Here is a 25,549-nt window from a genome sequence, read left to right on the forward strand (position 1 = left end):
ATAAGAAATCAAATGTGCTATTTTTTCAATGATTAACAATTGCACTTAAAAACTTAAATCTTTTTCTCGAAATAAATAAACTCCAGAGGTTTTTCAGAGATATTTACGTGAATTTCGCTTTGCGGAAAAGCTTCTCTTTCGCCTGTATCTTCATAACCATTACGTTTGTACCAGGCGATCAATTGTTCACGAACTGAAATCACGGTCATAATAATAGAATTTAAACCTAAAGATTTAGCATGATTTTCGGCTTCAGTCAACATTTTTCTGCCGATTCCGCTATTTTGTAGTTCGGGTGAAACGGTTAACATTCCCAAGTACAATTGATGTTCTTTTTCGACCAATAAAACGGAACTAATGATTTTTCCATTCTCAGTAAATTTCAAAATTGTATTTTTTGGATCCTGAATGGTTTGCGTCAATTCTTCTTCAGTGGTTCTTTTTCCTTCTAAAAGATCGGCTTCTGTAGTCCAGCCTTTTTTAGACGATTCTCCTCTGTAGGCCGAATTGATTAATAAGTTTAATGCAGGGATGTCTGCTAATGTTGCTTTTGTGATCATTTGTAACAGGAATGGACTATGGTTTTATTTTTCAAAGATAGAAAAAGTAAATGTGTTTGAAAGATCAGATTAAGGATCAAATCCAAAAGTTTTGGGGAAGTAAAAATCTCGCAGAGTTGCAAAATCGCAAAGTTTTAATGAAAAAAACAGAAAAAAATTGAGACTCCGTGGCATTTGGAGAAACCCAAAGTGAGAGAGTGGAAAACAAAAGGGTAAAGCTTAAAAATAAGAAGAGAAAATTTTGCAGCTTGGCGTCTTTGCGAGACTTTCAAAGCAAAAAGAGAAGTTAATACAATAAAAAAGCGCAAAGTCAGGGACGTTTGCGCTTTGTAAATATATTTTAAACCCGGATAAACAGCATCAGATTATTCGTAGCTGTACACCGTTTTTGTAACGGTTTTTTCGTCAGGATATGCCAAATCGATTACTTTAACAGTAGATTCTGTCAGATAGCCATTAGCATCATATTTATAATCATACTCGTTTCTCATTTCGTATAAGGTCACCCCTTCAGAAACGGCTTTAATTTTCCAGTCTAAAATGTGCATCCAATTGTAAATGTAACATCTGAAAATTGGCTCACTGGAATATATACCGGCTTTTGTGTAGTCTACAGTAAGTTCGTAAGTGGTATCTAAAATCCTGTCTTTAACAACATAAGAAGTAACTCCGTTGGTAACGACACGTTTTGAATAATTTTTTTGCAAGCTTGTTATATTCACAAAAACCTTATTGCCAACATAAGTATACAAATAGGTTATATTTACCGGGTTGGTAACCGGAACCTGAAGATAACTTCCGTCAGGCTGCTGTTGAAGAATTCTTTGGGTATAAGTTCCGTTTTCGACTTCTTTTATATCACGTCCGATTTCGTCATAATAAATATCGGTTACGTTTCCGTTTGGAGCAGTTACTTTTGAGATAAAACCACTACTGTTGATTTCTGTAACAATATCAGCATAGTAGGCATTAGTAACTTGATTGGCTTCATTAAAATCGAATTTTGTAATATTTCCAACTAATAGATTGTCTGTATATTTATCGATTGAGTGTAATCTGCCTCTTGAATCGTAAGTATAACGTCTTTCTCTTAAGTTTTCTTCTATTTCGTTGCCGTTATCATCTTTGATAATATCAGAGACTACTTCTTTTATTAAACGATGCGGTGCTGTTTCAGTTGATTTTCCCGTGGTTTTTGCTGCCGTTTTTTTAGGAATCAATTGTATGGCAGGTTTAAATACCTCCTGATTTGGTAATCTGGGGTCAATTACATCGGGAGTAGGTGTAGCGGGTGCGTTTTCGTCGCTTGCACAGCTTGTAAAAAGAAGGGGTAAAGTAATAAGTAAAAAAGCTAAAGTAGTTTTCTTCATTTTTGGTAATGTGAGTTAAATGGTGATTGTTAATTTTGATTGAAAGATACTGTTTTATTTATGATGAACGCGGGGTAATTTCAAGACTAATAAGTCAAAAGTTGACTATTTGATTGTTGAAACATTTGGCAGAACTGTATTCATTAACCGGAAAATCGACTTAGAATTAAAGTATTAAAGAAAAAAAATAATGCGGTTCAGATTTATTTTCAGGTATGTTTTTTTGTTGTTATTATTTTTGGAAAAGAAAGGGAGAATAGGAAAAATAATAATTATGTTTGCGCCACTATAAACGAACTATTTCACCTATTTTAACATAAAAACATGAGATTTCCTAAATTACCATTTATTTTGTTTTCTTCTATCTGTATTACAATTACTTCTTGCTCTTCTGACGAAGATTCAGCTTCAGATACACTTCCTGTGCAACCCGAAGTTGTCAATCCTGCAAATGAAAAATTAGTTTCGGTTGTCTATCCTTTTAGCAATAATATTCCTTACATGATGGATAAGCAGACTTTTGAGTATGATAATTTAAACAGAATCAGCAAAATAAAATTTACGGGTTTCGTCTACGGAGTTACTTATGTAAATCCGGATTTGATTGAGATCAATTTATTGGAAGATCCAATCGAAGGAAGAAAGATGGTATCAAAAAAGACAATCAGCCTGAAAGACGGAAATGTTATATTGATTGTAGATAAAAAGTTTGATCTAATAGAGACCACTAATGAAAGTAAAAATGCAGCAACAGATTCTACACTATTCAGCTATAGTAATAAATACCTTTCAAAGGTTCAGTTTTATGGCAAATCAGTCAACTGGGGGAATTCTTACAGTCTAGACAAACAGTTTGACTTTATTGAAGTTAACGGAAATATTACACAAGCCAAAGAAACATCGGAATACTCCGGAATTACAGAGGTTAATTATTCTTATGATAGTAATCCTTATGTAAATATGGGGGATATGGTTTATGAAACACCCTTGTATTTTGGTAGTGTTGAGGGGTTGCATGTTTTTTTTAAAGATAAATTAGGAAAGAAAAATGTTAACAATATCGCTAAAGCCGATTTTTCATATGAAAAAAGGTCTAATCAATTTTTGGGTTACAGAACGATTTTTTTTACAAGAAATTTGGACAAAAATGGCAGACTAAGCGAAATTTTATTGTCAGGAACAATAACGAAAAGTGTTGATGGTACTCCGAGTTCAAGTTTCAATAATGAAAAAATGAGTTTTATTTATAAGTAAAAACGAATACAGTAGAAGGTACTTTTGAATTTAAGTCTTAGCCGTTTCGGATTTCCGAAACAGCTAAGACTTTTTCTTGGTGTAAAAACTTTTTAATCTTGAATAAGGTCAGTTTAGGACTTCTATATTGACCATTGTCTTTCTGGATTGATTTTGTTTGCGCTCACAAGCGGGACGCTCGCGTTAGCGGGGAATTATTTATAATGCTGATAAAATTTATTGTTGAAAATCTCTTTTGGATCATACTTTCTTTTAAGCTCAAAAAAAGCATCAGCTTGCGGATACACGCTTCTCATTTTTACTTTGTCGATATGTAATCGGTATGGTAAATAAAAAGTTCCGTTGTTTTTTATGGTAATATCAACCAAATCATTTGTTAGAATCGCCATCTGATTTTCCTGTTTCTCCGTCTTTTTTTGATTGAACAGGAAAACAAAACCAAAGACATTTTCTTTTGCATAATTCATGTAGGTGTCTTCGTCCTTGTACACACCGCGAATTGTGATATTAATCAAATCAATATTGGATTTTTCCAAAATAGGTTTCATTTCATTAATAAACTGGTTGAAGTTTCTTTCCGGAATAAAATACTCCTGTAAAATATCAGTCGAATTTGGATCTTTATTCTCAATCAAAGAAACGTGATCGTTTAACAATTCATTTCTGGAATAGACTTCATTTCTAGAAACTTTATTCATTTCAGATTCTAAATCCCAACGTAGTCTTTTGCCGTATTCACTATTGACTGTACTTCTGAAAACCAATCGTTTGGTTTCCTGGTTGTTTTTGTTTTGTTGTTGTAAGGGTAATGGTTTGTTGTTCGTCTTTTCAAAAAAAGTTAAAGTAGCATCTTCTAAAAAATGTTTTTTAGAAATTCGTAATCTTCCAAAAACCAGTTCAACATTTGGATTTTCGGAGACGTATTTTTTATAATTTGAAACATAATTTTCGGAACTCAAACGAACATACTTAAATCGCAATGCCGTATTTTCAGTAACTTTTAGCTTTACATCTAAAATGATTCCAAAAAGACCGTAACCACCCAGAACTAATTTAAACAGTTCTTTGTTTTCGGTTCTGCTGCAGTTGAGAATTTTACCTTCATAATTCATGAGGGTAAAAGAAACAATACTCGATGAAATAGGAGGAGAGTCCTTCTGCCAACCATGCCCATTGACACTCATAGAGCCGCCTACAGAAAAAGAACTGAAAGCCTGCATTACCGATATCGATTTTCCATAAGTATCTAAATACTCAATTGCATCCTGCCATAATGCACCAGAACCAATAGTTAGGATATTAGTAACGGTATCTAGTTTCATGTTTTTGTAAGGCAGCATATTGATCTCAATTCCGTCCGGATAAATACTATGGCCGCCCATACTGTGCTGTGCGCCGGCAATAGCTATTTTTAGATTTTTTTCCTTTGCGTATCTTAAGATGCTTTGAAGTTGTCTTACAATTGAATCTTGATCTTTCGGAACCTTAAGTATAGTATCAACTTTGGTTAGATTAAGCTGACTTGCATCGTTGGTATAACCGGTTGGAGTTTCGGTTTTATGATCTTTTTCATTCCATTTTGTTCTCAATACGTGAATAATGGGAATTGATATGAAAATTAAGGTTATTAGAATGAGGACTAGATAAAAATGTTTTCTCTTCATTTACAGGGTTTTATTGTTAGAAGTTAATATAGCACGTTTATGTAATAATATAAAATTGGTAGTTTTTCGTTTCTGCTCTCGTGGGCTTTATATTTTGTGTCAGATTAATACTTTGGAGTATTCTTTTTGGTTTTAAGGAGTAATTGATTTTCCTTTTCAATCATTTTTTCAAAAGGAGATTTACTTGGAAGATGTTGTTTCTGATATTCTTCAATTAATGGAAGCGTTAAAACAATTTTTAAGGCATTATGATAATCTTTTATTTCAATGCGTTTTTTATGAATCGTTTTTATAAGATTTTCCAATTCCGCTTTTCGGGAAACATATTTCTCTTGATTTTTATGGAGTAAATTTAAAATCTTTTGTTTCATTACACTGTCATTAATAGTGTTAATATAGCTGTTTGCAGAACTGTAATATGCATCAGATTTTTGGTCGTAATCATAGAAGATGTCTGTAGTATCTCTTGTATTCAACTCATCTAATTCATTCTCTAAAACTTTCAATTCAGGAGATTTATTTACAAGTTCTTGATAGAGGTCGTCAACTAAATTATTACCGCTTCTTAAACTTCCTAAATCAATACTTTTTTCTTGTAATGCTTTTGGTTCTTTGTTATTTCGATCCGTAGATTCATTTTCTCGGCAAGATGTTAAAAGTACAAGTGAAAGGGCAGTGAATATTTTAAGCATAGTTTTATTGGTTTTTAATGGTAGTGTTTTTTAATCTATGTTTTTTAATTTAATAAATAGTGATAGAGAATAAGAGTGAGAACAATTATTAGAATCCTAGCATTTTAATTAATATGAAAGTCATCAAAATTAGTATAGGAATCAAAATCGTTTTAAAAGACGTCTTCTTTTTATTATTTAAGTTTTCTAAAAAAGGTATTGGGTCAGTAAGAAAAGCAGTTGCATTTGAGGTTTTGATACTGGCCATAAGATCTTCTATTTTTGGTTTGTGAATTTCTCCTTTTAAATCCATCAGAATAAGTTGATTGTCTTCACAAAGTTTTAAAATTGGCTGAAGGGTAGTAGTAAGATTTGAAGCTTTTCTTAAATCAATGCGGAATCGGAATTCTATAATTTGATTTTTATCTTCATTTAAAGAAATACTGCAGTCATTGTCTTCTTCATTTTTAGTATCTCCTTTCCAGCATATATCGGTTTCATCTCCCCAATCGGCTCTTTTTATAATACTGTCCATTGTGGAAATAATAGAAATCGTATCACCATCGAAATCTTTCCACAAAGGTTCAGTTTCAGGTAGATATTCCGTTGTATTATTTTTGAAAATGCATTGGTAATCGTTTTGAATAGATTTTTCAGGAACAACGATTAGGAGATATTGCCAAATTGCCATAGCTATTTAGTTGATTTTGTTTGCGTTCACGAGCGGGACGCTCGCGCGAGCATGAGATATTTTATTTTTCCTTGTTTTATTTTGTTGAAACCAATAATAGTCTAACATCTACATCTAATACCTCTGCAATTTTCCTTAAAACCTCAATACTTGGTTGGGAATTATTATTGCAATAATTCGTTACGACCACATAACTTTTTTCGATTTTTTCAGCTAGCCATGTTTGTGTTCTTCCTTGCTCTTTCAGTACTTCTTTGATCCTGTTCATTTGAATATCAGCCATTGATTCGTTTTTTGTAATGCTATTTAACATAGAAAATTATTGTCTACTAATAACTTTCTTTCGGTATGTTAAATTATGATATAAAAATGTATTGTGAAATATTGTAATTTAGTATATATTTGTATTGAAATTCAATATATAAAATCATGAAAACTTATACCAAAGCCGATCTTGAACAAATTGTTATGACACAATTAGAAAACCTGAATGCTATTAACGACCTATTATGTATCATGAAAGTGCAGAATGAACTGCTGCACAATGCCAACAAAAAATTGAAAGATGAAATTTCTGAATTTAAGGAGAAGCATTTTGCATATCCAACTGGTAAACGAAATAGTAAATAAGATTTACTGGGTTAGTTTGAGTATTCAATTTGCTCGCGCGAGCGTCCCGCTCGTGAACGTTCCAAATGGCTTTATGGTTTTATTTTGTTCGCGTTCATGAGTGTGACGTTCGCGATGGCGGGGGGAAATTAGAATTGAATTTTGATTAGAATTTAATGTTTTAAAAAAAAGCCACAAATCACAAGAACAAAATCCTTATAATCCATGACTTTTAAAATTTTATAAGCAGAGCAAATTACCCCAAAAACGCCTTCAATTCCTCATAAGTCCCAATCTTCACACTCACTTTCTCTTTATTCATAACACTCTCAATTTGTGTCGGAATAGGAAGCGTAATTCCCAATGCTGGTTCAACCACATCTAAAAACTTAATTGGATGAGCCGTTTCTAAGAAAATACCAATAGCATTTTCGTGTTTTTGCAGTTCTTTTTTCAAGCCTAAGTACCCAACAGCGCCATGTGGTTCTGCGATGTAACCGTCGGTATTGTAAATGTTTTTTAGAGCAACTAATGTTTCTTCATCCGTATAACTATACGAAGAGAAATCTTTCTCGAAAGCTTTTAAGTCATTGTTGTACAATTCCTGTATTCGGATAAAGTTACTTGGATTTCCAACATCCATAGCATTAGAAATGGTTGCTTTAGAAGGCTTCGGATCGTATTTTCCGTTTTCTAAAAATCTTGGCACTGTATCGTTTACGTTTGTAGAAGCTACGAAATGTTCAATAGGTAAACCTAATTTTTTTGCCATAATTCCGGCACAGATATTTCCGAAATTCCCGCTTGGACACGAGAAAACCAGCGGTTTGTTTTGATTTTTCAAGGCTTTGTAGGCAAAGAAAAAATAGAACATTTGCGGTAACCAACGCGCAATATTGATAGAATTTGCCGAGGTCAAATTTTTATGTGCCAAGGTTTCGTCTAAAAACGCTTTTTTAACCATATCCTGACAATCATCAAAAACACCATCAACTTCCAGTGCTTTTATGTTTTGTCCTAAAGTAGTCAGTTGTTTTTCCTGAATGTCACTCACTTTTCCTGACGGATATAAAATGACCACATCAACGCCGTCAACGCCTAAAAATCCACTGGCAACAGCACCGCCTGTATCTCCTGAGGTTGCTACTAAAACAGTGTTTTTAGCTTCTTTTTTGTCTTTGTTAAAGTACGCCAGGCAACGCGACATAAATCGGGCTCCGACGTCTTTAAAAGCCATTGTTGGGCCGTGGAATAATTCTAACGAATAAATTCCGTTTTCGACTTTCACCACCGGAAAATCAAAACACAAAGTCTCGGCAATAATTTCTTTTAAAGTTGAAGCCGGAATTTCGTCTCCAACAAATTGTTTAATCGCTTCAAAAGCTATTTCTTCGTGACTTAAACTTTCGATTTTATCAAAAAAAGAAGGATCTAGAGGCGTAATCGTTGAAGGGAAATACAATCCTTTATCACTTGCCAGTCCTTGTATCACAGCTTCCTGAAAAGAAACTTCAGGAGCGTTATGGTTTAAACTATAATATTTCATTGGTCAATTTTAGATTTTAGATTTTAGAAATCAGAATTGTTGTTGTGGATAATTCTGATTTCTAAATCTTAATTATAAGCGGTTCTTTTTGTCATTTCGACGTAAGGAGAAATCGCACTCGGAACTCGACAACAGTATGTCCTCACTTGTGCGATTTCTCGTTTGAAATGACAAACGGTACCCAAATTTTTTAATTTTTAATTCTTTTCAAATTACAAAATCCTTACCCCATCAGGATTAATCTTCGAAACGTGAATTTCATAAGGCAGATTCATCTTTTCGTAAACGTCGCTCATGGCTTTTGCAATTCGGTTTGCGGTTTCTTCTCCGCGGCTTAAAGCGAAAATGGAAGGACCGGAGCCTGAAATTCCTGAACCTAAAGCGCCGTTTTCTAGGGCAGTTTGTTTAATTAAATCAAAACCTGGAATCAAAACGCTTCTTAAAGGCTCTACGATTTCATCATGAAGCGAACGTCCGATCAGGTCATAATCTTTGGTGTACAATCCGGCTACTAATCCGCCGACATTTCCCCATTGCATGATGGCGCTTTTAAGGGAAACATTTTGTTTTAATACCGAACGGGCATCAGAGGTTTTCAACTCGATTTGAGGATGAACCACCGTAGCAAACAATTCTTCCGGACTGTCAATTCTAATAATGTCAAGCGGACTGTAACTTCTTACCAAAGTAAAACCGCCTAAAAGGGCAGGGGCAACGTTGTCTGCATGCGCATTTCCACTAGCTAGTTTTTCGCCTTGCATGGCAAATTGCACCAAGTCTTTTCTGGAAAAAGGTCTTCCCAACAATTCGTTGATTCCGAAAACAGCTCCCGCAGAACTCGCGGCACTGCTTCCAATACCGCTTCCGGCTTTGATATTTTTGTAGATTTCAATTTCAAAACCAAAATCCAATTCCTCTAAGGTTTCCAACATCGCTAAAGCAGCCACCCCTGAAACATTTTTTTCTGTTTCTAATGGCAAATCGGCACCAATAATTTTAGTAATTCGTACCCCTTTTTGATCCGATTTCCGAACAATCATTTCGTCACCCGCGTTGTCTAAGCAAAGTCCAAGCACGTCAAATCCACACGAAAGATTCGCGATTGTTGCCGGGCAAAATAGTTTTATTTCTTTCATTATTTTTTGTTTCAGGTTTCAGGTTTCATGTTTCAAGTTTTTGCAGAACGTGCTACAAAAATTTGAAACATGAAACTTGAAACAAAAATTTATATGTTTCCAATTCTAATCACATCTGCAAAAATCCCTGAAGCGGTAACCGCTGCACCTGCTCCGGCACCTTTTATAAGTAAGGGCTGATCGACGTAGCGATCGGTGTAGAACAAAACGATGTTGTCTTTTCCTTCTAAATTATAAAAAGGATGCTCTTTTGGGATAAACTGTAAACCAACGCTCGCTTTTCCGTTTTCGAATTGTGCTACATATTTTAGCCTTGAATCTTTGTTTAAAGCTTCTTCGTAAATGTTTTCGAAATGGGGTGCATGTTTGATTAAGGTTGCAAAAAAGTCATCGTTGTTTGTTGTCGATAAACATTCGGCAGGCAAAAACGATTCGTTGGCAATGGCGTCAATATCCATTTCGTAACCGCTTTCGCGAATGAGAATCAGGATTTTACGAGCCACATCGATTCCGCTTAAGTCAATTTTAGGATCAGGTTCGGTAAATCCTTGTACTCCGGCTTCTTTTACCACATCGTGAAAAGAGTTGTTTTTATCGAAATTATTAAAGATAAAATTCAGACTTCCCGATAAAACGGCTTGAATTTTATGCACTTTATCACCTGAAGCAATTAAGTTTTTTACGGTATCAATAATAGGTAATCCCGCACCAACATTTGTTTCAAACAAAAACGGAGCATTGTACTGACGCGATAGGTTTTTTAGTTTTTTATAGTTGGCATATGCAGAGGAACAAGCAATTTTGTTACAAGTTACGACTGCCATACTTTGTTTTAAAAACTGTTCATAGGTATCGGAAACGCTTGCATTTGCTGTGATGTCAACAAAAATACTGTTACGTAAATTCATTTCCTTAGCACGTTCGATAAAGGCTTCTTTGTTGGCTGGTTCTCCTTTGTCTAAATCATTTTGCCATTCTTTAAGCGAAATGCCGTCTTCGTCAAAAAGCATTTTTCTGGAATTGGACAAAGCAATCACACGAACATTAATCTTCAGATTGTCTTTTAAGAATTTCTTCTGATTGTGAATTTGCTCGATGAACTTTTCTCCAACATTTCCAACACCCATTACAAACAAATTAAGCTGTTTGGTGTTTTCTTCAAAGAAATTCTCATGTAAGGTATTCAGTGCTTTTTTAACATCTCTTTCGTTGATTACAGTCGAGATATTACGTTCAGAAGCACCTTGTGCAATGGCACGGATGTTTACGTTATTTTTCCCCAGAGTGCTAAACATTCTACCGCTTAGACCTTGGTGATTTTTCATGTTTTCGCCAACCAAAGCAATGATGCAAAGGTCTTTTTCTACGATACAAGGATCTATTTTGTTTTGAAGGATTTCAATTTCAAAAGCTCTGTTGATTGCGGCCTCGGCATTTTCTGCGTCAGAATTCAAAATTCCGATACAAATAGAGTGTTCAGAAGAAGCTTGAGTGATAAAAATAACATTTATTTTTTCCTGAGACAATACTTCAAACAGACGTTTTGATGAACCCGAAACTCCAATCATTCCAGGGCCTTCCAACGTTAACAAAGAAATATGATCAATATGGCTGATTCCTTTTACAACAGTATCTTTTGATGAAACCTGATCCGAAATTAAAGTTCCTTCGGCTTCGGGTTCAAAAGTATTTTTGATTAAAATTGGAATATTTTTCCTTAAAACGGGTTGAATTGTAGGTGGATAAAGCACTTTTGCCCCAAAATGAGACAATTCCATAGCTTCTTGGTATGAAATAGTAGCAATGGGTCTTGCTTGTTTTACAATTTTAGGATTTGCGGTAAACATTCCGTTTACATCAGTCCAGATTTCCAGTTGTGTTGCATTTAAAGCGCCGGCAATAATAGCAGCAGTATAATCAGAGCCACCACGACCTAAAGTGGTAGTAATTCCGTCAAGAGTGGAGGCAATGAATCCCGGTAAAATAGTAATTTGTGATTCGTTTTCAGTAAAATAGTCGTGAGTTAATTGATTGGAGATTTCAAAGTTAACAACTGCTTTACCAAAGTTATTATTGGTTTTAATGAGCTCACGGCTGTCTTTGTAAACGGCATTTTTATCGATTTGCAGGTAAGCTTGTGCAATGATAAAAGACGATAACAATTCACCGAAACTTAAGATAGTATCTGCTGTTCTAGGAGATAATTCTCCCAGCAAGAAACAACCGTCCAATAAAGTTTCTAAATGATTTATAATTCTTTTGATATGACTTAACAAGCTACTTTGTTCGCTTACCGGAATCAGTTCTTTTAAAGTGTCAAGATGTTTTTTCTCGATTTCGGCAATAATTTCCCTGAAACTTTCGTCGTTGGCTGCGGCTTTTGCAGCTGCCAATTGAAGAAGGTCCGTTACTTTGCTTAATGCGGAAACCACTACAGCTACTTTTTCCTGTTTGGAATTTTGGTTTATTATTTCGAGAGCGAGCTTTATATTTTGTGCATTGGCAACCGAAGTTCCGCCAAATTTTAATACTTTCATTTTGATGATTTTTTTTCTTTGATGCAAATATTTTTATCTATCCAATAGCTTTCTTCTTTTTAGAAAAAAGTATAGACAATCAGGATTATATGTAAAAGTGTATACCCCTAAGGGGTAGTTGTTGTAGTAGAAATTGTGGTAACAGCAATTACAGCTCCGATTGGAGTTACTGTAGAAGATTGATATGTAGTGCTGTTACTTTTCATTTTGATTTTTCAAAAGTACAGTTTTTTATAAAAGTTAAAAATCTTTATTTTCTTTTTGCGAATATTTCATTATTTCAAAAATATAAAATTCAATATTGAGTATTTTATAAAATTCAATATATAAAATAAGCTTATTCGTATATTTATTTACTTTTTATTGAGGTCGTTAAGTCAAAAGTTGTTTGAATTTAATGACAAATTCAGTTGAAAAAGCGGTTTAGTCTATAAATTTAATAGACTTTTTAGTTTTTTGATTTTCTGAGGACTATTAAAAAATCGGTTTATTCGGGTTATATGTTATCATAAGATTTATATGGTTAATAATGTGAAATGATTAGAATTGGCAATATTAGATTGTGGCAATTTTAATTATTATGAACAAATGTTGCTTTTTAATATTGATTTGTTGAATTTTGACATCTTAAAATATTTAAACAACATGAGAGAGATTCATTATATAAGTACGGAGACCATAACTTTAGAAGATTTACAAGAAATAATCGTAAATCAAAAAACACTTGAATTATCAGAAGAAGCAAAAGTAAACGTTCAGAAATGCCGCGATTATTTAGATAAAAAAATGGCGTCACATTCTGAGCCTATCTACGGAATCAATACTGGTTTTGGATCACTTTGTAATGTGAAAATTTCAAATGAAAACCTGTCAAAATTACAAGAAAATCTTGTAAAATCGCACGCTTGCGGAACAGGAGAGGAAGTACCGTCTGAAATTGTAAAAATGATGTTGTTGCTTAAAATTCAATCTTTAAGTTACGGACATTCGGGAGTTCAATTGCAGACGTTAGATCGTCTGGTTGCTTTTTACAACAACGATATTTTACCTATTATTTATACACAAGGTTCATTAGGAGCTTCCGGAGATTTAGCCCCTTTGGCACATTTGTCTTTGCCTTTGTTGGGAGAAGGAGAAGTGCTTTTTGAAGGAAAAAAAGTAGCTTCAGCAGAAGTTATGAAACATTTTAACTGGGAGCCAATTGTCTTGAAATCTAAAGAAGGTTTGGCATTGTTGAACGGAACTCAGTTTATGAGTGCTTACGGAGCTCATATTTTAATTAAAGCTTATAAATATTCGTATTTGGCAGATTTGATCGGAGCTATTTCATTGGAAGGTTTTGATGGAAGAATAGAGCCTTTTAATGAATTGATCCATTTTATACGTCCTCACAAAGGACAAATTGTGACGGCACAACGCATCAATGAGTTTTTGGAAGGAAGTGAGATTATTGCTCAGGAAAAGAAACATGTTCAGGATCCCTACTCATTCCGTTGTATACCTCAGGTTCACGGAGCTTCAAAAGATGCGATTGATTATGTTAGAAAAGTATTCAAAACAGAAATTAATTCCGTTACAGACAATCCAAATATTTTTGTTGAGTCAGATCAGATTATTTCCGGAGGTAATTTTCACGGACAACCTTTGGCTTTGGCATTAGATTTTATGGCAATTGCTTTGGCTGAATTAGGAAGTATTTCAGAAAGAAGAACGTATCAGTTGATTTCAGGATTGCGTAATCTTCCGGCGTTTTTGGTTGATAATCCGGGGTTAAATTCCGGTTTTATGATTCCACAATATACAGCGGCAAGTATTGCGAGTCAAAATAAACAACTGGCTACTCCATCAAGTGTTGACAGTATCGTTTCGAGTAACGGACAGGAAGATCACGTAAGTATGGGAGCAAACGGTGCTACCAAAGCATTACGTGTTATGGATAATATTGAGCGTATTTTGGCAATTGAGTTGTTAAATGCTTCACAGGCTATTGCGTACAGAGAACCTTTAAAATCAAGTGATTTCATCGAAATGTTCTTAACGAGCTACAGAGAAGTGGTGCCTTTGGTAAAAGAAGACCGAATTTTGCATTATGACATCGAAAAAACAGTATCGTTCCTGAACAGTTTTCAAATTGAAAACGATTTGTTAACAATGGCTTAACATTACAAAGTATTAATGAAGTAATTTTGCGCTATCAAAAATAAAAAAATGTCAATAAACAGTATTTTCCAATTTTTAGTGCCGAAAGACAAAAAATTCTTTCCACTTTTTGAAGAAGCTTCAAGTAATTTAATTGAATTAGCTTCTAATTTACACGAAGCTGTAAACCTTCCATTGAAAGAAAGAGAAGTTCTTTTTCAAAAAATTGATGAGTTAGAGCAAAGAGGAGAAGACATTACGCGTCAGACCAATCTTGAATTGAGCAGAAACTTTATTACGCCGTTTGACAGAGAGGATATTCATACTTTGATTACTTCTATTGATAACGTAGCGGATTACCTTCATGGAGCCGCAAGCAGAATGAAATTGTATCAGGTTGATAAGATTACAAAATCGATCAGAAAGATGACAGAAATTAACCTTGAGGCTTGTCAGAATATTGACAGTGCGGTAAAGGAGCTTAGAAATCTAAGCAATATGAAAGTTATTAAAGAGGCTTGCGCCAGAATTAATAAACTTGAGAATAAATCTGATAATGTTTATAACAAAGCAGTTTTTGAAATTTTTGAAAACGAAACAGATGCTAAAAATATTATTAAATATAAAGAAGTTTTATCTGTTTTAGAATCAGCTACAGACAAATGTAAGAGTGTTGCGAACATACTGGAATCTATTTCTGTAAAACATTCTTAAATTCAATTTATTTCATTCTGAAGTTATAATTTATGACGCTACTTATAATTATTATAGTATTAGCCTTAATTTTTGATTACATCAATGGTTTTCATGATGCGGCAAATGCTATTGCTACAGTTGTTGCGACAAAGGTACTAACGCCTTTTCAGGCCGTTCTTTGGGCAGCATTTTTTAACTTTCTGGCTTACTGGGTTTTCGGATTTGGTGTTGCGGATACTGTTGCAAAAACAGCGCACACTATGGAGATCAACCTGGTTGTAATTCTGGCCGGTGTTATTGCAGCGATTTGTTGGAATTTATTGACTTGGTGGCTTGGAATTCCTTCGAGTTCTTCGCATACTTTAATTGGTGGATTTGCCGGAGCTGCAATAGCTCATGCGATTGCTGTACACGGTTTCTCAGGTTATGTTGGCGAAGATGGAGTTACACATTATTGGTATGAAATAGTAAGTTGGTATAAGGCAGGAAAAGACGGTGGAATGCCATCAGGAGTTCTTATCATTATTGCTTTTATTGTTTTAGCACCATTATTGGGAGCATTGGCTTCTTACCTAATTTCGATTTGGTTGTTAAATGCTTCTCGAAAAAGTATTGGACCTAAAATATTTACTGTTGTCTTAATGCTGCTAACAATCTGGTTTGTTTACAGTCAGATGATTCCTTACGAAGAGATTTTGGAAAAAGGAGGAAAAGCTCGTTTCGACTCTCATTTTTGGAGTGTAGTTTTCGATCCACACAATATTAAATGGTTTTTGGTAGCCTTTATTGTGCTAACGGTTAGTGCTTTTTGCTTAATATTCAGTAGCTTAAATTTACATCAGGCGGATGCAGCATTAAAGAAAATGCAATTATTGTCTTCTGCTGCGTTTAGTTTAGGACACGGAGGTAATGATTCACAAAAAGTAATGGGTATTATTGCTGCGGCAGTAGCGGTATACATCAATACAAACCCTGGGGTTCATATGGATTCTTGGTTAGATGTGGTCTTGCCAAATGATGATTTAGGTGTTAAAGGAGTAATGCCGGGATGGATTCCATTAGCGTGTTATTCTGCAATTGCAGCAGGAACTTTGAGTGGTGGTTGGAAAATTGTAAAAACAATGGGTTCAAAAATCACAAAAGTAACTTCTTTTGAAGGTGTTGCTGCTGAAACAGCTGGAGCTTTAACGCTTTATTTTACAGAGCATTTAAAAATTCCGGTAAGTACAACACATACAATTACAGGTTCTATCATTGGTGTTGGATTGACAAAACGTGTATCTGCCGTTCGTTGGGGGGTAACCGTAAGTTTGATCTGGGCTTGGGTATTAACGATTCCTATTTCGGCTATTTTAGCAGGTTTAGTGTATTTTGTATTGAGTATTTTTATTTAAATAAAATGATTTTTGTAAAATGTGAGATTTAAATTTTACATTTTTAAACATAGGAAAAAGGATAATTTCGAAAGATTTTATCCTTTTTTTTTATTTTTTAAAATTGAACATTCCATATATTTACCATTTAAACAGTTAATGATGTTTGTAGAACAGGTACAAAGAATAAAAAATAAGCTTATTAAAGCTAAAAATGCTGATGTAAAGTTAAAAGTATTTGGTTCGGAAGAGCATAAGTATGCTTTAGGGTATACTTTGAATGAGAAAGATATTTTAAAATTTGAAAAGGAATATGATTTAGAATTGCCTGAGTGTTATAGAACTTTTTTGACTAATGTTGGCAATGGAGGGATAGGTTTTAATGCTTCAGGAGCTGGTCCGTTTTATGGTATTTACCCATTTGGAAAAATGATCGAGGAATTGATCGATAAAAATGCAAAAGAGTATTTAAGTCAGGATTGTGTTTGGTATCCAAATATGACGGATGAATATTGGGATGAAATAACAAAAAATATTGATGAAGAAGGTATCTCAGATGAGGATTTTGAAATCGAATTAGGGAAAATATTTTCAGGAGTTTTGCCTCTTGGATCACAAGGTTGCAGTTATATTCATGGGCTTGTATTAAATGGTGAATTTAAAGGCAGAGTTGTTAATCTTGACATTGATAGGCAAAAACCGAAATTTACTTTCGAAAATAATTTTTTGGATTGGTATGAAAGATGGCTTGATGAAGTAATTTCAGGAGATCTGATTGTAGATACAGCAACTTGGTTTGGATATTCAATGGGAGGTAAGGCAGAGGATCTTTTGGAAACATATTTTTCTGTGAGCGAATTCAATATTAAAAAAGACTGCTTAAATGCGCTTTTAAAAAAGGCTAAACTGGATACGGAAACTTTAGATGTTATAGAGGCAGAGTATAAATTAAGATCCGGAGAAATTCAGGAAGTTTTACTCCAAATACTGACAAAGTTTGATTACAACAAAGCACACGTTCATTTAATTGAATATGCAAAGGAAAATTTACTGCAGGTCTTTCAGTTTGTTTTTTGGTATGCAAAGGAGAAAAGCAGCGACTGGCTTGGAAGTATTGAATCAAATGTTGGAAAGATAAATGATGAAGAAACGTTTCGATTTTGTACTTATTTATTAAAAGAAATGAGTATAGATTATGGTGAAATAATTGCGCCTTTTGCATCTAATGAGAATGAAGAGATTAGGGTTAGTGCTTACTATTCACTTGGTCAGTTAAAAAATAAAAGTAAATATCTTGAAATTTTTATTCAGGGTTTAAATGACAAAACAAACTCTGTTGTTCGTACAGCCTTACAAGCTTTGGATGGACTTGAAGATAAAAAGTTATTAAGGCATTACAAAAGTGTTTCCGAAAGATTTCCGAAAGAACAAAATTATATTTTGGTGAATTTAAATCTTAGACTAAAGCCTTTTGGTTTAACAAATTCAACAATTAAAAATATAGATGTGGAAACGTATGAGTTCTTCACGAGCAAGAATAAATGGTATCAGTTTTGGAAATAATACTAATTAATTAAAATAACAAAAAAGCTGCTTTCTTATTTAAAGCAGCTTTTTTTTTTGTATTATTAAACATTAACATTTGTAATATCATTTTATAAACATAGACACATTTCATTTTTTATACCAAATGCTACTTCCTGAAATTTTTATGATTGTGCTTACGCTTGTAGTGGGTCTCTTTTAAGTTAGTTTTATCTTGAGAAATAACACTAATAGTACCGTCAATTTCCAACATACAAAGCTTTACATCGGTGAAATGTTCTAATCCATGTTCACGCATGGCTTCTTTTAATTCGTCGTGGGAAATGTCTAATTTGCTTAGGGATTTAAAATCTAATTTTCCGTTATGAATAAGAATCTCGGGTTTGTCTAATAACAGATCGTTAAGGACTTTGTATTTGTGTGTTAGTTTTTTAATAATGAAATTAATTACAAACAACACTAAAGCCGCAACCAGTCCACCCCAAAGGCTTGTGTCCGGGCCAACCATCGCATTTTGAACCGAATTACTAATTAATAGAATCAGAATAATATCGGCAGTATTTAATTGTGAGAGTTCTTTTTTGCCAAAGATTCGGAGTGCAATGGTCATGAAAAAATAGACAGCAACACTTCGGAAAATAATATCAAGATAGGGAAATAGCATCATTCTTCAGGAATTAAGTTAAAAAAATAGCTTTGTCAAAGTACGGTACTTTAACAAAGCTACTAAAATAATTATGCGGTATTAAGTTTAAATGAACTTAACTTAAGATAGCTTGAAATTTTTCTCAATCGCTCGGATCATTTCTCCGGCAATGTCTTTGTTTGTTGCGCCTTCAATTCCTTCAAGACCCGGCGAAGAGTTTACCTCAAGCAACAACGGTCCTTTTGAAGAACGAATGATATCTACCCCAGCCACTTTTAGATCCATTGCTTTTGCGGCTTTTATGGCGATTTTTTTCTCTTCGGCAGTTACTTTTATAACTGAAGCGGTTCCGCCAAGGTGGATATTGGCTCTAAATTCGCCTGGCATAGCTTCACGCTGAATGGCAGCGACTACTTTTCCGTCAATAACAAAACAACGAATGTCTTTTCCGTTGGCTTCCTTAATGAATTCCTGAACAAGGATATTGGCATTTAAGCTTTTGAATGCATTAATAACACTTTCCGCCGCTTTTTTGGTTTCTGCTAAAACAACTCCTTTTCCTTGTGTTCCTTCTAATAATTTTACGATTAACGGAGAACCACCAACCATTTTAATTAAGTTGTCGGTGTCTAATGGAGAATTAGCAAAACCAGTCGTCGGAATGTCAATACCACTATTTAATAACAGTTGTAAAGAGTATAATTTATCGCGGGACTGTGTGATGGCTGTAGCTGAATTTAAACAGAAAACTTTCAATGCTTCAAACTGACGTGTCAAAGCGCAACCATAGAATGTAATACTTGGTCTGATACGTGGAATGATAGCGTCAAATTGGTTAAGAATTTTTCCACCTCTGTAATGAATTTCGGGAGTTTTTGCATCCAGTTTCATGTAGCATTCTTTGATGTTCAAAAAGTGCATTTCGTGACCACGCATTTCGCCGGCCTCCATGATTCTTTTATTGCTGTACAATTCAGGATTGCTGGCTAAAAGTCCGATTCTTAAACCGGAAGTTGCTTTTTCTGAATTTTGGTATAATTCTTTTAAGGATTCCGGAGTTGGTTGTCCTAATAAGTACTTTTCTTCCGGATCAACCAATACACGTCCGCTCATGGCCTCGCGACCTAAAAGCATTCTGAAGCCCATTGAATCTCTATTGGTTAGCGTCATTTCGATAGGCCACTTCGTATCACCAATTTTAAGATGCGTCTGGATTACGTAACGATGTTCTCTGAAACCACTGGAGCTTTTTACAATTCTTTTGTCAACCAACGGTGCTTCACAATGTATGATGGTTTTGATGTTATTCTGAATCGGGTTAATGTCGAATTTTACCCAGTTGGTATCATTTTTAATAAAAGGAGCTATGTTTATAGCATGCAATGCCGATGTCTTTGCACCGGAATCCACACGAGCCTTGATTGTTGGGATTCCTAGTTCTGGAAATGAGCACCATTCTTCGCTACCTAAAATGACTTTGTTTTGAAGCATACGTTGTTTTTTATTATAGAATTTAATAGTCAAAAATAACTATTTGCTTTTAATAAATCGAGGATTTGGACTAAAGAATAAACCCGTTATGTTATAAAAACGTAACGGGTTTGTTATTTCTGTTATAAAAAATAAGTATTTATTGATTTGTTGGCTCTTCGGCTTTGTGTATTTCTACAGAAAGTTCTTGAGAGTCATCTTTTAGATCCATTAAAATCTCATCACCGGAATGTATTTTTGAGGTAATGATCTCTTCTGCCAATAAATCTTCAACGTATTTCTGAATCGCTCTTTTTAACGGTCTTGCACCAAATTGTCTGTCAAAGCCTTTTTCTGCGATAAATGCCTTGGCTTTATCGGTTAGATTTAAGCTGTATCCTAATTCAGCAACACGAGAGTACAGTTTTTTAAGTTCGATTTCGATGATTAAATCAATATCTGCTTTTTCTAATGCATTGAAAACGATAACGTCATCAATTCTGTTTAAGAATTCCGGAGCAAATGTTTTTTTCAATGCATTTTCGATAATGCTTTTTGAATTATCATCGGCCTGAGCTATTTTCGCAGCAGTTCCAAATCCAACACCTTGTCCGAAGTCTTTTAACTGACGGGCTCCGACGTTTGAAGTCATGATGATGATCGTGTTTTTGAAATCAATTTTACGACCTAAACTATCTGTCAAATAACCGTCATCTAATACTTGAAGCATCATGTTGAACACGTCCGGATGTGCTTTTTCGATCTCGTCTAAAAGAACAACACAGTATGGTTTTCTACGTACTTTTTCGGTTAATTGACCGCCTTCTTCGTAACCTACGTATCCCGGAGGCGCTCCCACTAAGCGGGAAATAGCGAATTTCTCCATGTATTCACTCATGTCAATACGTATTAACGCATCTTCAGAATCGAATAATTCTTTTGCTAAAACTTTAGCTAATTGTGTTTTACCAACTCCGGTCTGACCTAAGAAAATAAACGAACCAATTGGTTTGTTCGGATCTTTAAGTCCGGCTCTGTTACGTTGAATAGAACGTGCAATTTTCAGAACAGCTTCGTTTTGACCAATTACTTTGTTTTGAATTAGTTCCGGTAATTGGGCTAATTTATTGCTCTCTGTTTGTGCAATTCTGTTTACAGGGATTCCGGTCATCATAGAAACAACATCGGCTACATTATCTTCTGTAACTTCAATACGGTTGTTTTTAGAGTCTTCTTCCCATTGTTCCTGAGCTACAGCCAGGTCTTTTTCGATGCGTTTTTCATCATCGCGAAGTTTGGCTGCTTCTTCATATTTTTGTTTTTTAACAACCATATTTTTAAGCTCACGCACTTCTTCCAACTGACGTTCTAAATCTAAAATTTGCTTCGGAACATCAATGTTGGTAATGTGTACACGAGATCCTGCTTCGTCAAGAGCATCGATAGCTTTGTCCGGTAAAAAACGCTCAGACATATATCTGTTGGTTAATTTTACACAAGCCTCGATTGCTTCTTTGGTGTACGTAACATTATGGTGGTCTTCGTATTTGTCTTTTACGTTATTTAAAATCGCGATTGTTTCCTCAACAGAAGTTGGTTCTACAATAACTTTTTGGAAACGTCTTTCTAAAGCTCCGTCTTTCTCGATGTATTGTCTGTATTCATCAAGAGTAGTTGCTCCAATACATTGGATTTCTCCTCTTGCTAAAGCAGGTTTAAACATGTTGGAAGCATCCAGTGAACCCGTTGCTCCACCGGCACCTACAATAGTGTGAATTTCATCAATAAAAAGAATGATATCGTCGTTTTTCTCGAGCTCGTTCATAACGGCTTTCATTCTTTCTTCAAACTGACCGCGGTATTTTGTTCCGGCTACTAAACTGGCCAGATCAAGAGTAACTACACGTTTGTTGAAAAGAATACGAGATACTTTTTTCTGAATAATGCGTAAAGCCAGACCTTCTGCGATAGCAGATTTACCGACTCCCGGCTCTCCAATAAGTAGCGGATTGTTCTTTTTTCTACGGCTTAGGATTTGAGAAACGCGTTCAATTTCTTTTTCGCGTCCTACAACCGGATCCAGTTTTCCTTCCTCAGCCATTTCTGTTAAATCTCTCCCAAAATTATCTAAAACCGGAGTTTTTGACTTTTTGTTTGACTTATTGGCGGGATTGTTAAAACTACTTTCTTTAAGACTGTCATCTTGTCCTGAATCGTCGTTGTATGATTCGTTTCTTGGCAAGTTTTCTAAGAATTCTTCTTCGTTTGGAGTCATATTTAAATATTGTTCTTTAGCTATATCATAATCTATTTTTAGTTTATTCAATAGCTTGGTTGTGGGATCGTTTTCGTTTCGTAAGATGCATAACAGCAGGTGTGCCGTGCTGATCGATGAACTTTGAAATACTTTTGCTTCAAGAAAGGTGGTCTTCAGAGCTCTTTCAGCTTGTCGGGTAAGATGAAGATTTTTCTTTTCGGCATTGACTTCAACGCTTTGATTGGCTGGACTGAGTATTTCTACTTTTCTGCGTAAATGATCTAAATCAACAGCCAGGTTATTGAGAATATGAATGGCTTTACCGTTTCCATCTCTCAAAATGCCCAGCATTAGATGCTCAGTACCAATAAAGTCGTGGCCCAAACGCAAGGCTTCCTCTTTACTGTAGGTAATAACATCTTTTACTCTTGGTGAAAAATTATCATCCATAATATATAATTGTAATGTATTGTAAATTTAGTGAATTACTGTGTGAAAAACAAAAACCGTACCCTTCGGAATCTCATGACAGCTAATAGACAAAAAAAATAGCAATTATAGCGTTAAAAAACGCTTAATTTATTAACTGAAATTGAAAATAAAGTTGTTAATAAATCATTGAAATAAGTGTATGAAGATAGTTATAAAAATTTCAAAAAACCGTATCTTGGCACGCTTTGAAATTAATATAATTATTTAATATAACAACTTATGTCTGAAGGAGAAAAGTTAATTCCTATTAACATAGAGGATGAAATGAAATCAGCTTACATCGATTATTCGATGTCAGTAATTGTATCAAGAGCACTTCCGGATGTTAGAGATGGCTTGAAACCGGTACATCGAAGAGTTCTTTATGGAATGTATGATTTAGGAGTAACTTCAAGATCTGCACACAAAAAATCAGCGAGAATCGTAGGAGAGGTTTTGGGTAAGTATCACCCACATGGTGACACCTCTGTTTATGACGCTATGGTGCGTATGGCTCAAGAGTGGAGTATGCGTTATTTATTAGTAGATGGCCAAGGTAACTTTGGTTCTGTCGATGGTGACAGTCCGGCAGCAATGCGTTATACTGAGGCAAGAATGCGTAAAATTTCGGAAGATATTATGGCAGATATCGAAAAAGAAACAGTTGATTTTCAACTCAACTTTGACGATACTTTATATGAGCCAAAAGTAATGCCAACCAGAGTTCCTACTTTGTTAGTAAACGGAGCAACAGGTATTGCAGTTGGTATGGCTACTAATATGCCACCACACAATTTAACAGAAGTTATCAACGGTACATTAGCGTATCTGGATAATAATGATATTGAAATAGACGAATTAATGACACATATTAAAGCTCCTGATTTTCCAACAGGAGGTGTAATATATGGTTATGAAGGCGTTCGTGAAGCTTTTAAAACCGGTAGAGGACGTATTGTAATGCGTGCTAAAGTTGGTTTCGAAGAAGTAGACGGAAGAGAATGTATTATCGTTACAGAGATTCCATACCAGGTTAATAAAGCCGAAATGATCAAACGTACGGCTGATTTGGTTAACGATAAAAAAATCGAAGGTATTGCCAATATCCGTGACGAATCAGATAGAAACGGTATGCGTATCGTGTATATCCTGAAACGCGATGCTACACCAAACGTAGTTTTAAATACCTTATATAAATACACTTCATTACAATCTTCTTTTAGTGTAAATAATATTGCATTAGTAAAAGGTCGCCCACAAATGTTGAATCTGAAAGATATGATTCACTATTTTATTGAGCACCGTCACGATGTAGTAGTACGTAGAACTCGTTTCGAATTGCGTAAAGCAGAAGAAAGAGCGCATATTTTAGAAGGATTAATTATTGCTTCTGATAATATTGATGAAGTGATCGCGATCATCAGAGGTTCGAAAAATACGGAAGAAGCACGTGATAAATTAATTGAAAGATTCAATTTGTCAGACATTCAGGCGCGTGCCATCGTAGAAATGCGTTTGCGTCAGTTAACAGGTCTGGAGCAAGATAAATTAAGAGCTGAGTTTGAAGAATTAATGAAATTAATAGAGCATTTGAAAGCTTTATTAGCAGATGTAGCTCTTAGAACGAACTTAATTAAAGAAGAATTGGAAGAAATTCGTGAGAAATATGGCGATGCCCGTCGTTCTCTAATCGAATATTCAGGTGGTGATGTAAGTATTGAAGATTTAATTGCCGATGAGAATGTGGTTATTACCATTTCGCACGCTGGTTATATCAAACGTACAAACCTTACAGAGTACAAAACACAAAACAGAGGTGGCGTTGGACAAAAAAGCGCAGGAACAAGAGATCAGGATTTCCTTGAGCATATGTTCGTTGCAACCAACCACCAATATATGATGTTCTTTACGCAAAAAGGAAAATGTTTCTGGATGCGTGTTTATGAAATTCCGGAAGGAAGCAAAACCGCAAAAGGTAGAGCGATTCAGAACTTGGTAAATATTGAAAGCGATGATAAAGTAAAAGCTTTCATTTGTACACAAGATTTAAAAGACAAAGAGTATATCAACAGTCATAACCTTGTAATGGTAACCAAACAAGGACAGGTTAAGAAAACATCTTTAGAGAAATATTCTAAGCCTAGAGTAAATGGAGTTGCTGCAATTACAATTAAAGAAGGGGATGAATTACTGGAAGCGAAATTAACAAACGGAGAAAGCCAAATTATCCTGGCTGTGAAATCCGGTAAATTAGTTCGTTTTGAAGAAACTAAAACCCGTCCGATGGGAAGAACAGCTTCCGGAGTTCGTGGAATTACGCTAAAAGACGATACCGATGAAGTAATTGGTATGGTTACTGTTGATAAAGACAACGTTAACGATTCACAAATCTTAGTAGTAACCGAGAACGGATACGGTAAACGTACCAAATTGGTTGATGATGATGGTGAAGATGTGTACAGAATTACGAACCGTGGAGGAAAAGGAGTTAAGACACTTAATATCACGGAGAAAACAGGGAAATTAATTTCGATTAATGCGGTAACCGATGCGGATGATTTGATGATTATCAACAAATCTGGATTAACAATCAGAATGGCAATTGAAGATTTACGTGTAATGGGTCGTGCAACGCAAGGAGTTCGATTGATTAACTTAAAAGGAAAAGATTCAATCGCTGCTGTTACAAAAGTAATGAAAGACGATGTGGCAGAAGTTGTAGTTGACGAAGATGGTAATGTTATCGAATCCGCTATAGAAAGAGTGAAGCCGGATTTAGAAGTTCTTGAAGACGACGGTACGGCAGAAGAAGAGGACGATGAAGACGATGCTGAAGAAGAAACAGAAGACGAAGAGGATTCTGAAGAAGAATCAGAAGAATAAGTAAACCACAAAAATAAATTAAATATACAAA

Annotated in this window: 19 protein-coding genes; 7 read left to right on the forward strand and 12 right to left on the reverse strand. The window is 34.8% G+C overall.

Annotated elements, in window-relative coordinates:
• Positions 1-53 precede the first annotated feature (53 nt).
• The gene (locus tag LNP23_RS13385) at positions 54-560 is read right to left on the reverse strand and encodes a GNAT family N-acetyltransferase (protein WP_230001583.1); all 507 of its coding nucleotides are present in this window, start codon (positions 558-560) and stop codon (positions 54-56) included.
• A gap of 365 nt (positions 561-925) precedes the next feature.
• Entirely contained in the window at positions 926-1,930 is a 1,005-nt protein-coding gene (locus LNP23_RS13390) for a hypothetical protein (RefSeq protein ID WP_230001584.1), read from the reverse strand.
• A gap of 324 nt (positions 1,931-2,254) precedes the next feature.
• Here LNP23_RS13390 and LNP23_RS13395 point away from each other — a divergent pair, with 324 nt between their 5' ends.
• On the forward strand, positions 2,255-3,184 hold the full coding sequence (locus tag LNP23_RS13395) for a hypothetical protein (protein ID WP_230001585.1): 930 nt from the start codon (positions 2,255-2,257) through the stop codon (positions 3,182-3,184).
• A 194-nt stretch (positions 3,185-3,378) separates the two neighbouring features.
• On the opposite strand, the gene LNP23_RS13400 is transcribed toward LNP23_RS13395, so the two are convergent.
• From LNP23_RS13400 to LNP23_RS13415, 4 genes are all read right to left on the reverse strand, one after another.
• Positions 3,379-4,848 (reverse strand): FAD-binding oxidoreductase, encoded by a 1,470-nt coding sequence (locus LNP23_RS13400; protein WP_230001586.1) that lies wholly within the window; start codon positions 4,846-4,848, stop codon positions 3,379-3,381.
• 104 nt (positions 4,849-4,952) lie between these two features.
• Positions 4,953-5,540: a hypothetical protein gene (locus LNP23_RS13405; RefSeq protein WP_230001587.1), complete on the reverse strand. Its 588-nt coding sequence runs from the start codon at positions 5,538-5,540 to the stop codon at positions 4,953-4,955.
• 88 nt (positions 5,541-5,628) lie between these two features.
• Positions 5,629-6,210, reverse strand: coding sequence for a hypothetical protein (locus LNP23_RS13410; protein ID WP_230001588.1), 582 nt, complete (start codon positions 6,208-6,210; stop codon positions 5,629-5,631).
• A gap of 76 nt (positions 6,211-6,286) precedes the next feature.
• Positions 6,287-6,493 carry a helix-turn-helix transcriptional regulator gene (locus tag LNP23_RS13415; protein ID WP_395426016.1) on the reverse strand — a complete coding sequence of 69 codons (207 nt, stop codon included), beginning with the start codon at positions 6,491-6,493 and terminating at the stop codon, positions 6,287-6,289.
• A gap of 146 nt (positions 6,494-6,639) precedes the next feature.
• Between LNP23_RS13415 and LNP23_RS13420 the strand changes: the two genes are divergently transcribed.
• Positions 6,640-6,840, forward strand: a complete 201-nt coding sequence (locus LNP23_RS13420; RefSeq protein ID WP_230001589.1) for a hypothetical protein — start codon at positions 6,640-6,642, stop codon at positions 6,838-6,840.
• 235 nt (positions 6,841-7,075) lie between these two features.
• Here LNP23_RS13420 and thrC read toward each other — a convergent pair whose 3' ends face one another.
• The 3 genes from thrC to thrA form a co-directional block, all read right to left on the reverse strand.
• Complete coding sequence (thrC, locus tag LNP23_RS13425; RefSeq protein ID WP_230001590.1) at positions 7,076-8,365, reverse strand: threonine synthase; 1,290 nt, start codon at positions 8,363-8,365, stop codon at positions 7,076-7,078.
• Positions 8,366-8,577: 212 nt separating this feature from the next.
• On the reverse strand, positions 8,578-9,501 hold the full coding sequence (locus LNP23_RS13430) for a homoserine kinase (RefSeq protein ID WP_230001591.1): 924 nt from the start codon (positions 9,499-9,501) through the stop codon (positions 8,578-8,580).
• A gap of 89 nt (positions 9,502-9,590) precedes the next feature.
• Entirely contained in the window at positions 9,591-12,038 is a 2,448-nt protein-coding gene (thrA, locus tag LNP23_RS13435; RefSeq protein WP_047776093.1) for a bifunctional aspartate kinase/homoserine dehydrogenase I, read from the reverse strand.
• 645 nt (positions 12,039-12,683) lie between these two features.
• Between thrA and hutH the strand changes: the two genes are divergently transcribed.
• From hutH to LNP23_RS13455, 4 genes are read left to right on the forward strand one after another with little or no spacing between them, the layout of a single operon-like run.
• Positions 12,684-14,198: a histidine ammonia-lyase gene (hutH, locus tag LNP23_RS13440; RefSeq protein ID WP_047776311.1), complete on the forward strand. Its 1,515-nt coding sequence runs from the start codon at positions 12,684-12,686 to the stop codon at positions 14,196-14,198.
• A gap of 48 nt (positions 14,199-14,246) precedes the next feature.
• Positions 14,247-14,891 carry a DUF47 domain-containing protein gene (locus LNP23_RS13445; RefSeq protein ID WP_230001592.1) on the forward strand — a complete coding sequence of 215 codons (645 nt, stop codon included), beginning with the start codon at positions 14,247-14,249 and terminating at the stop codon, positions 14,889-14,891.
• Positions 14,892-14,923: 32 nt separating this feature from the next.
• On the forward strand, positions 14,924-16,267 hold the full coding sequence (locus LNP23_RS13450) for an inorganic phosphate transporter (RefSeq protein WP_230001593.1): 1,344 nt from the start codon (positions 14,924-14,926) through the stop codon (positions 16,265-16,267).
• A 21-nt stretch (positions 16,268-16,288) separates the two neighbouring features.
• Entirely contained in the window at positions 16,289-17,809 is a 1,521-nt protein-coding gene (locus LNP23_RS13455) for an SMI1/KNR4 family protein (RefSeq protein WP_230001594.1), read from the forward strand.
• Between the two features lie 130 nt (positions 17,810-17,939).
• Here LNP23_RS13455 and LNP23_RS13460 read toward each other — a convergent pair whose 3' ends face one another.
• From LNP23_RS13460 to LNP23_RS13470, 3 genes are all read right to left on the reverse strand, one after another.
• Positions 17,940-18,455: a DUF421 domain-containing protein gene (locus tag LNP23_RS13460; RefSeq protein WP_230005160.1), complete on the reverse strand. Its 516-nt coding sequence runs from the start codon at positions 18,453-18,455 to the stop codon at positions 17,940-17,942.
• 102 nt (positions 18,456-18,557) lie between these two features.
• On the reverse strand, positions 18,558-19,928 hold the full coding sequence (gene rimK, locus LNP23_RS13465; protein ID WP_230001595.1) for a 30S ribosomal protein S6--L-glutamate ligase: 1,371 nt from the start codon (positions 19,926-19,928) through the stop codon (positions 18,558-18,560).
• Between the two features lie 139 nt (positions 19,929-20,067).
• Positions 20,068-22,614: an ATP-dependent Clp protease ATP-binding subunit gene (locus LNP23_RS13470; RefSeq protein ID WP_230001596.1), complete on the reverse strand. Its 2,547-nt coding sequence runs from the start codon at positions 22,612-22,614 to the stop codon at positions 20,068-20,070.
• A 261-nt stretch (positions 22,615-22,875) separates the two neighbouring features.
• Between LNP23_RS13470 and gyrA the strand changes: the two genes are divergently transcribed.
• Complete coding sequence (gene gyrA / locus LNP23_RS13475; RefSeq protein WP_230001597.1) at positions 22,876-25,518, forward strand: DNA gyrase subunit A; 2,643 nt, start codon at positions 22,876-22,878, stop codon at positions 25,516-25,518.
• The last annotated feature ends 31 nt before the right edge of the window (positions 25,519-25,549 follow it).

The sequence above is a fragment of the Flavobacterium cupriresistens genome (assembly GCF_020911925.1).
Lineage (GTDB): Bacteria > Bacteroidota > Bacteroidia > Flavobacteriales > Flavobacteriaceae > Flavobacterium > Flavobacterium cupriresistens.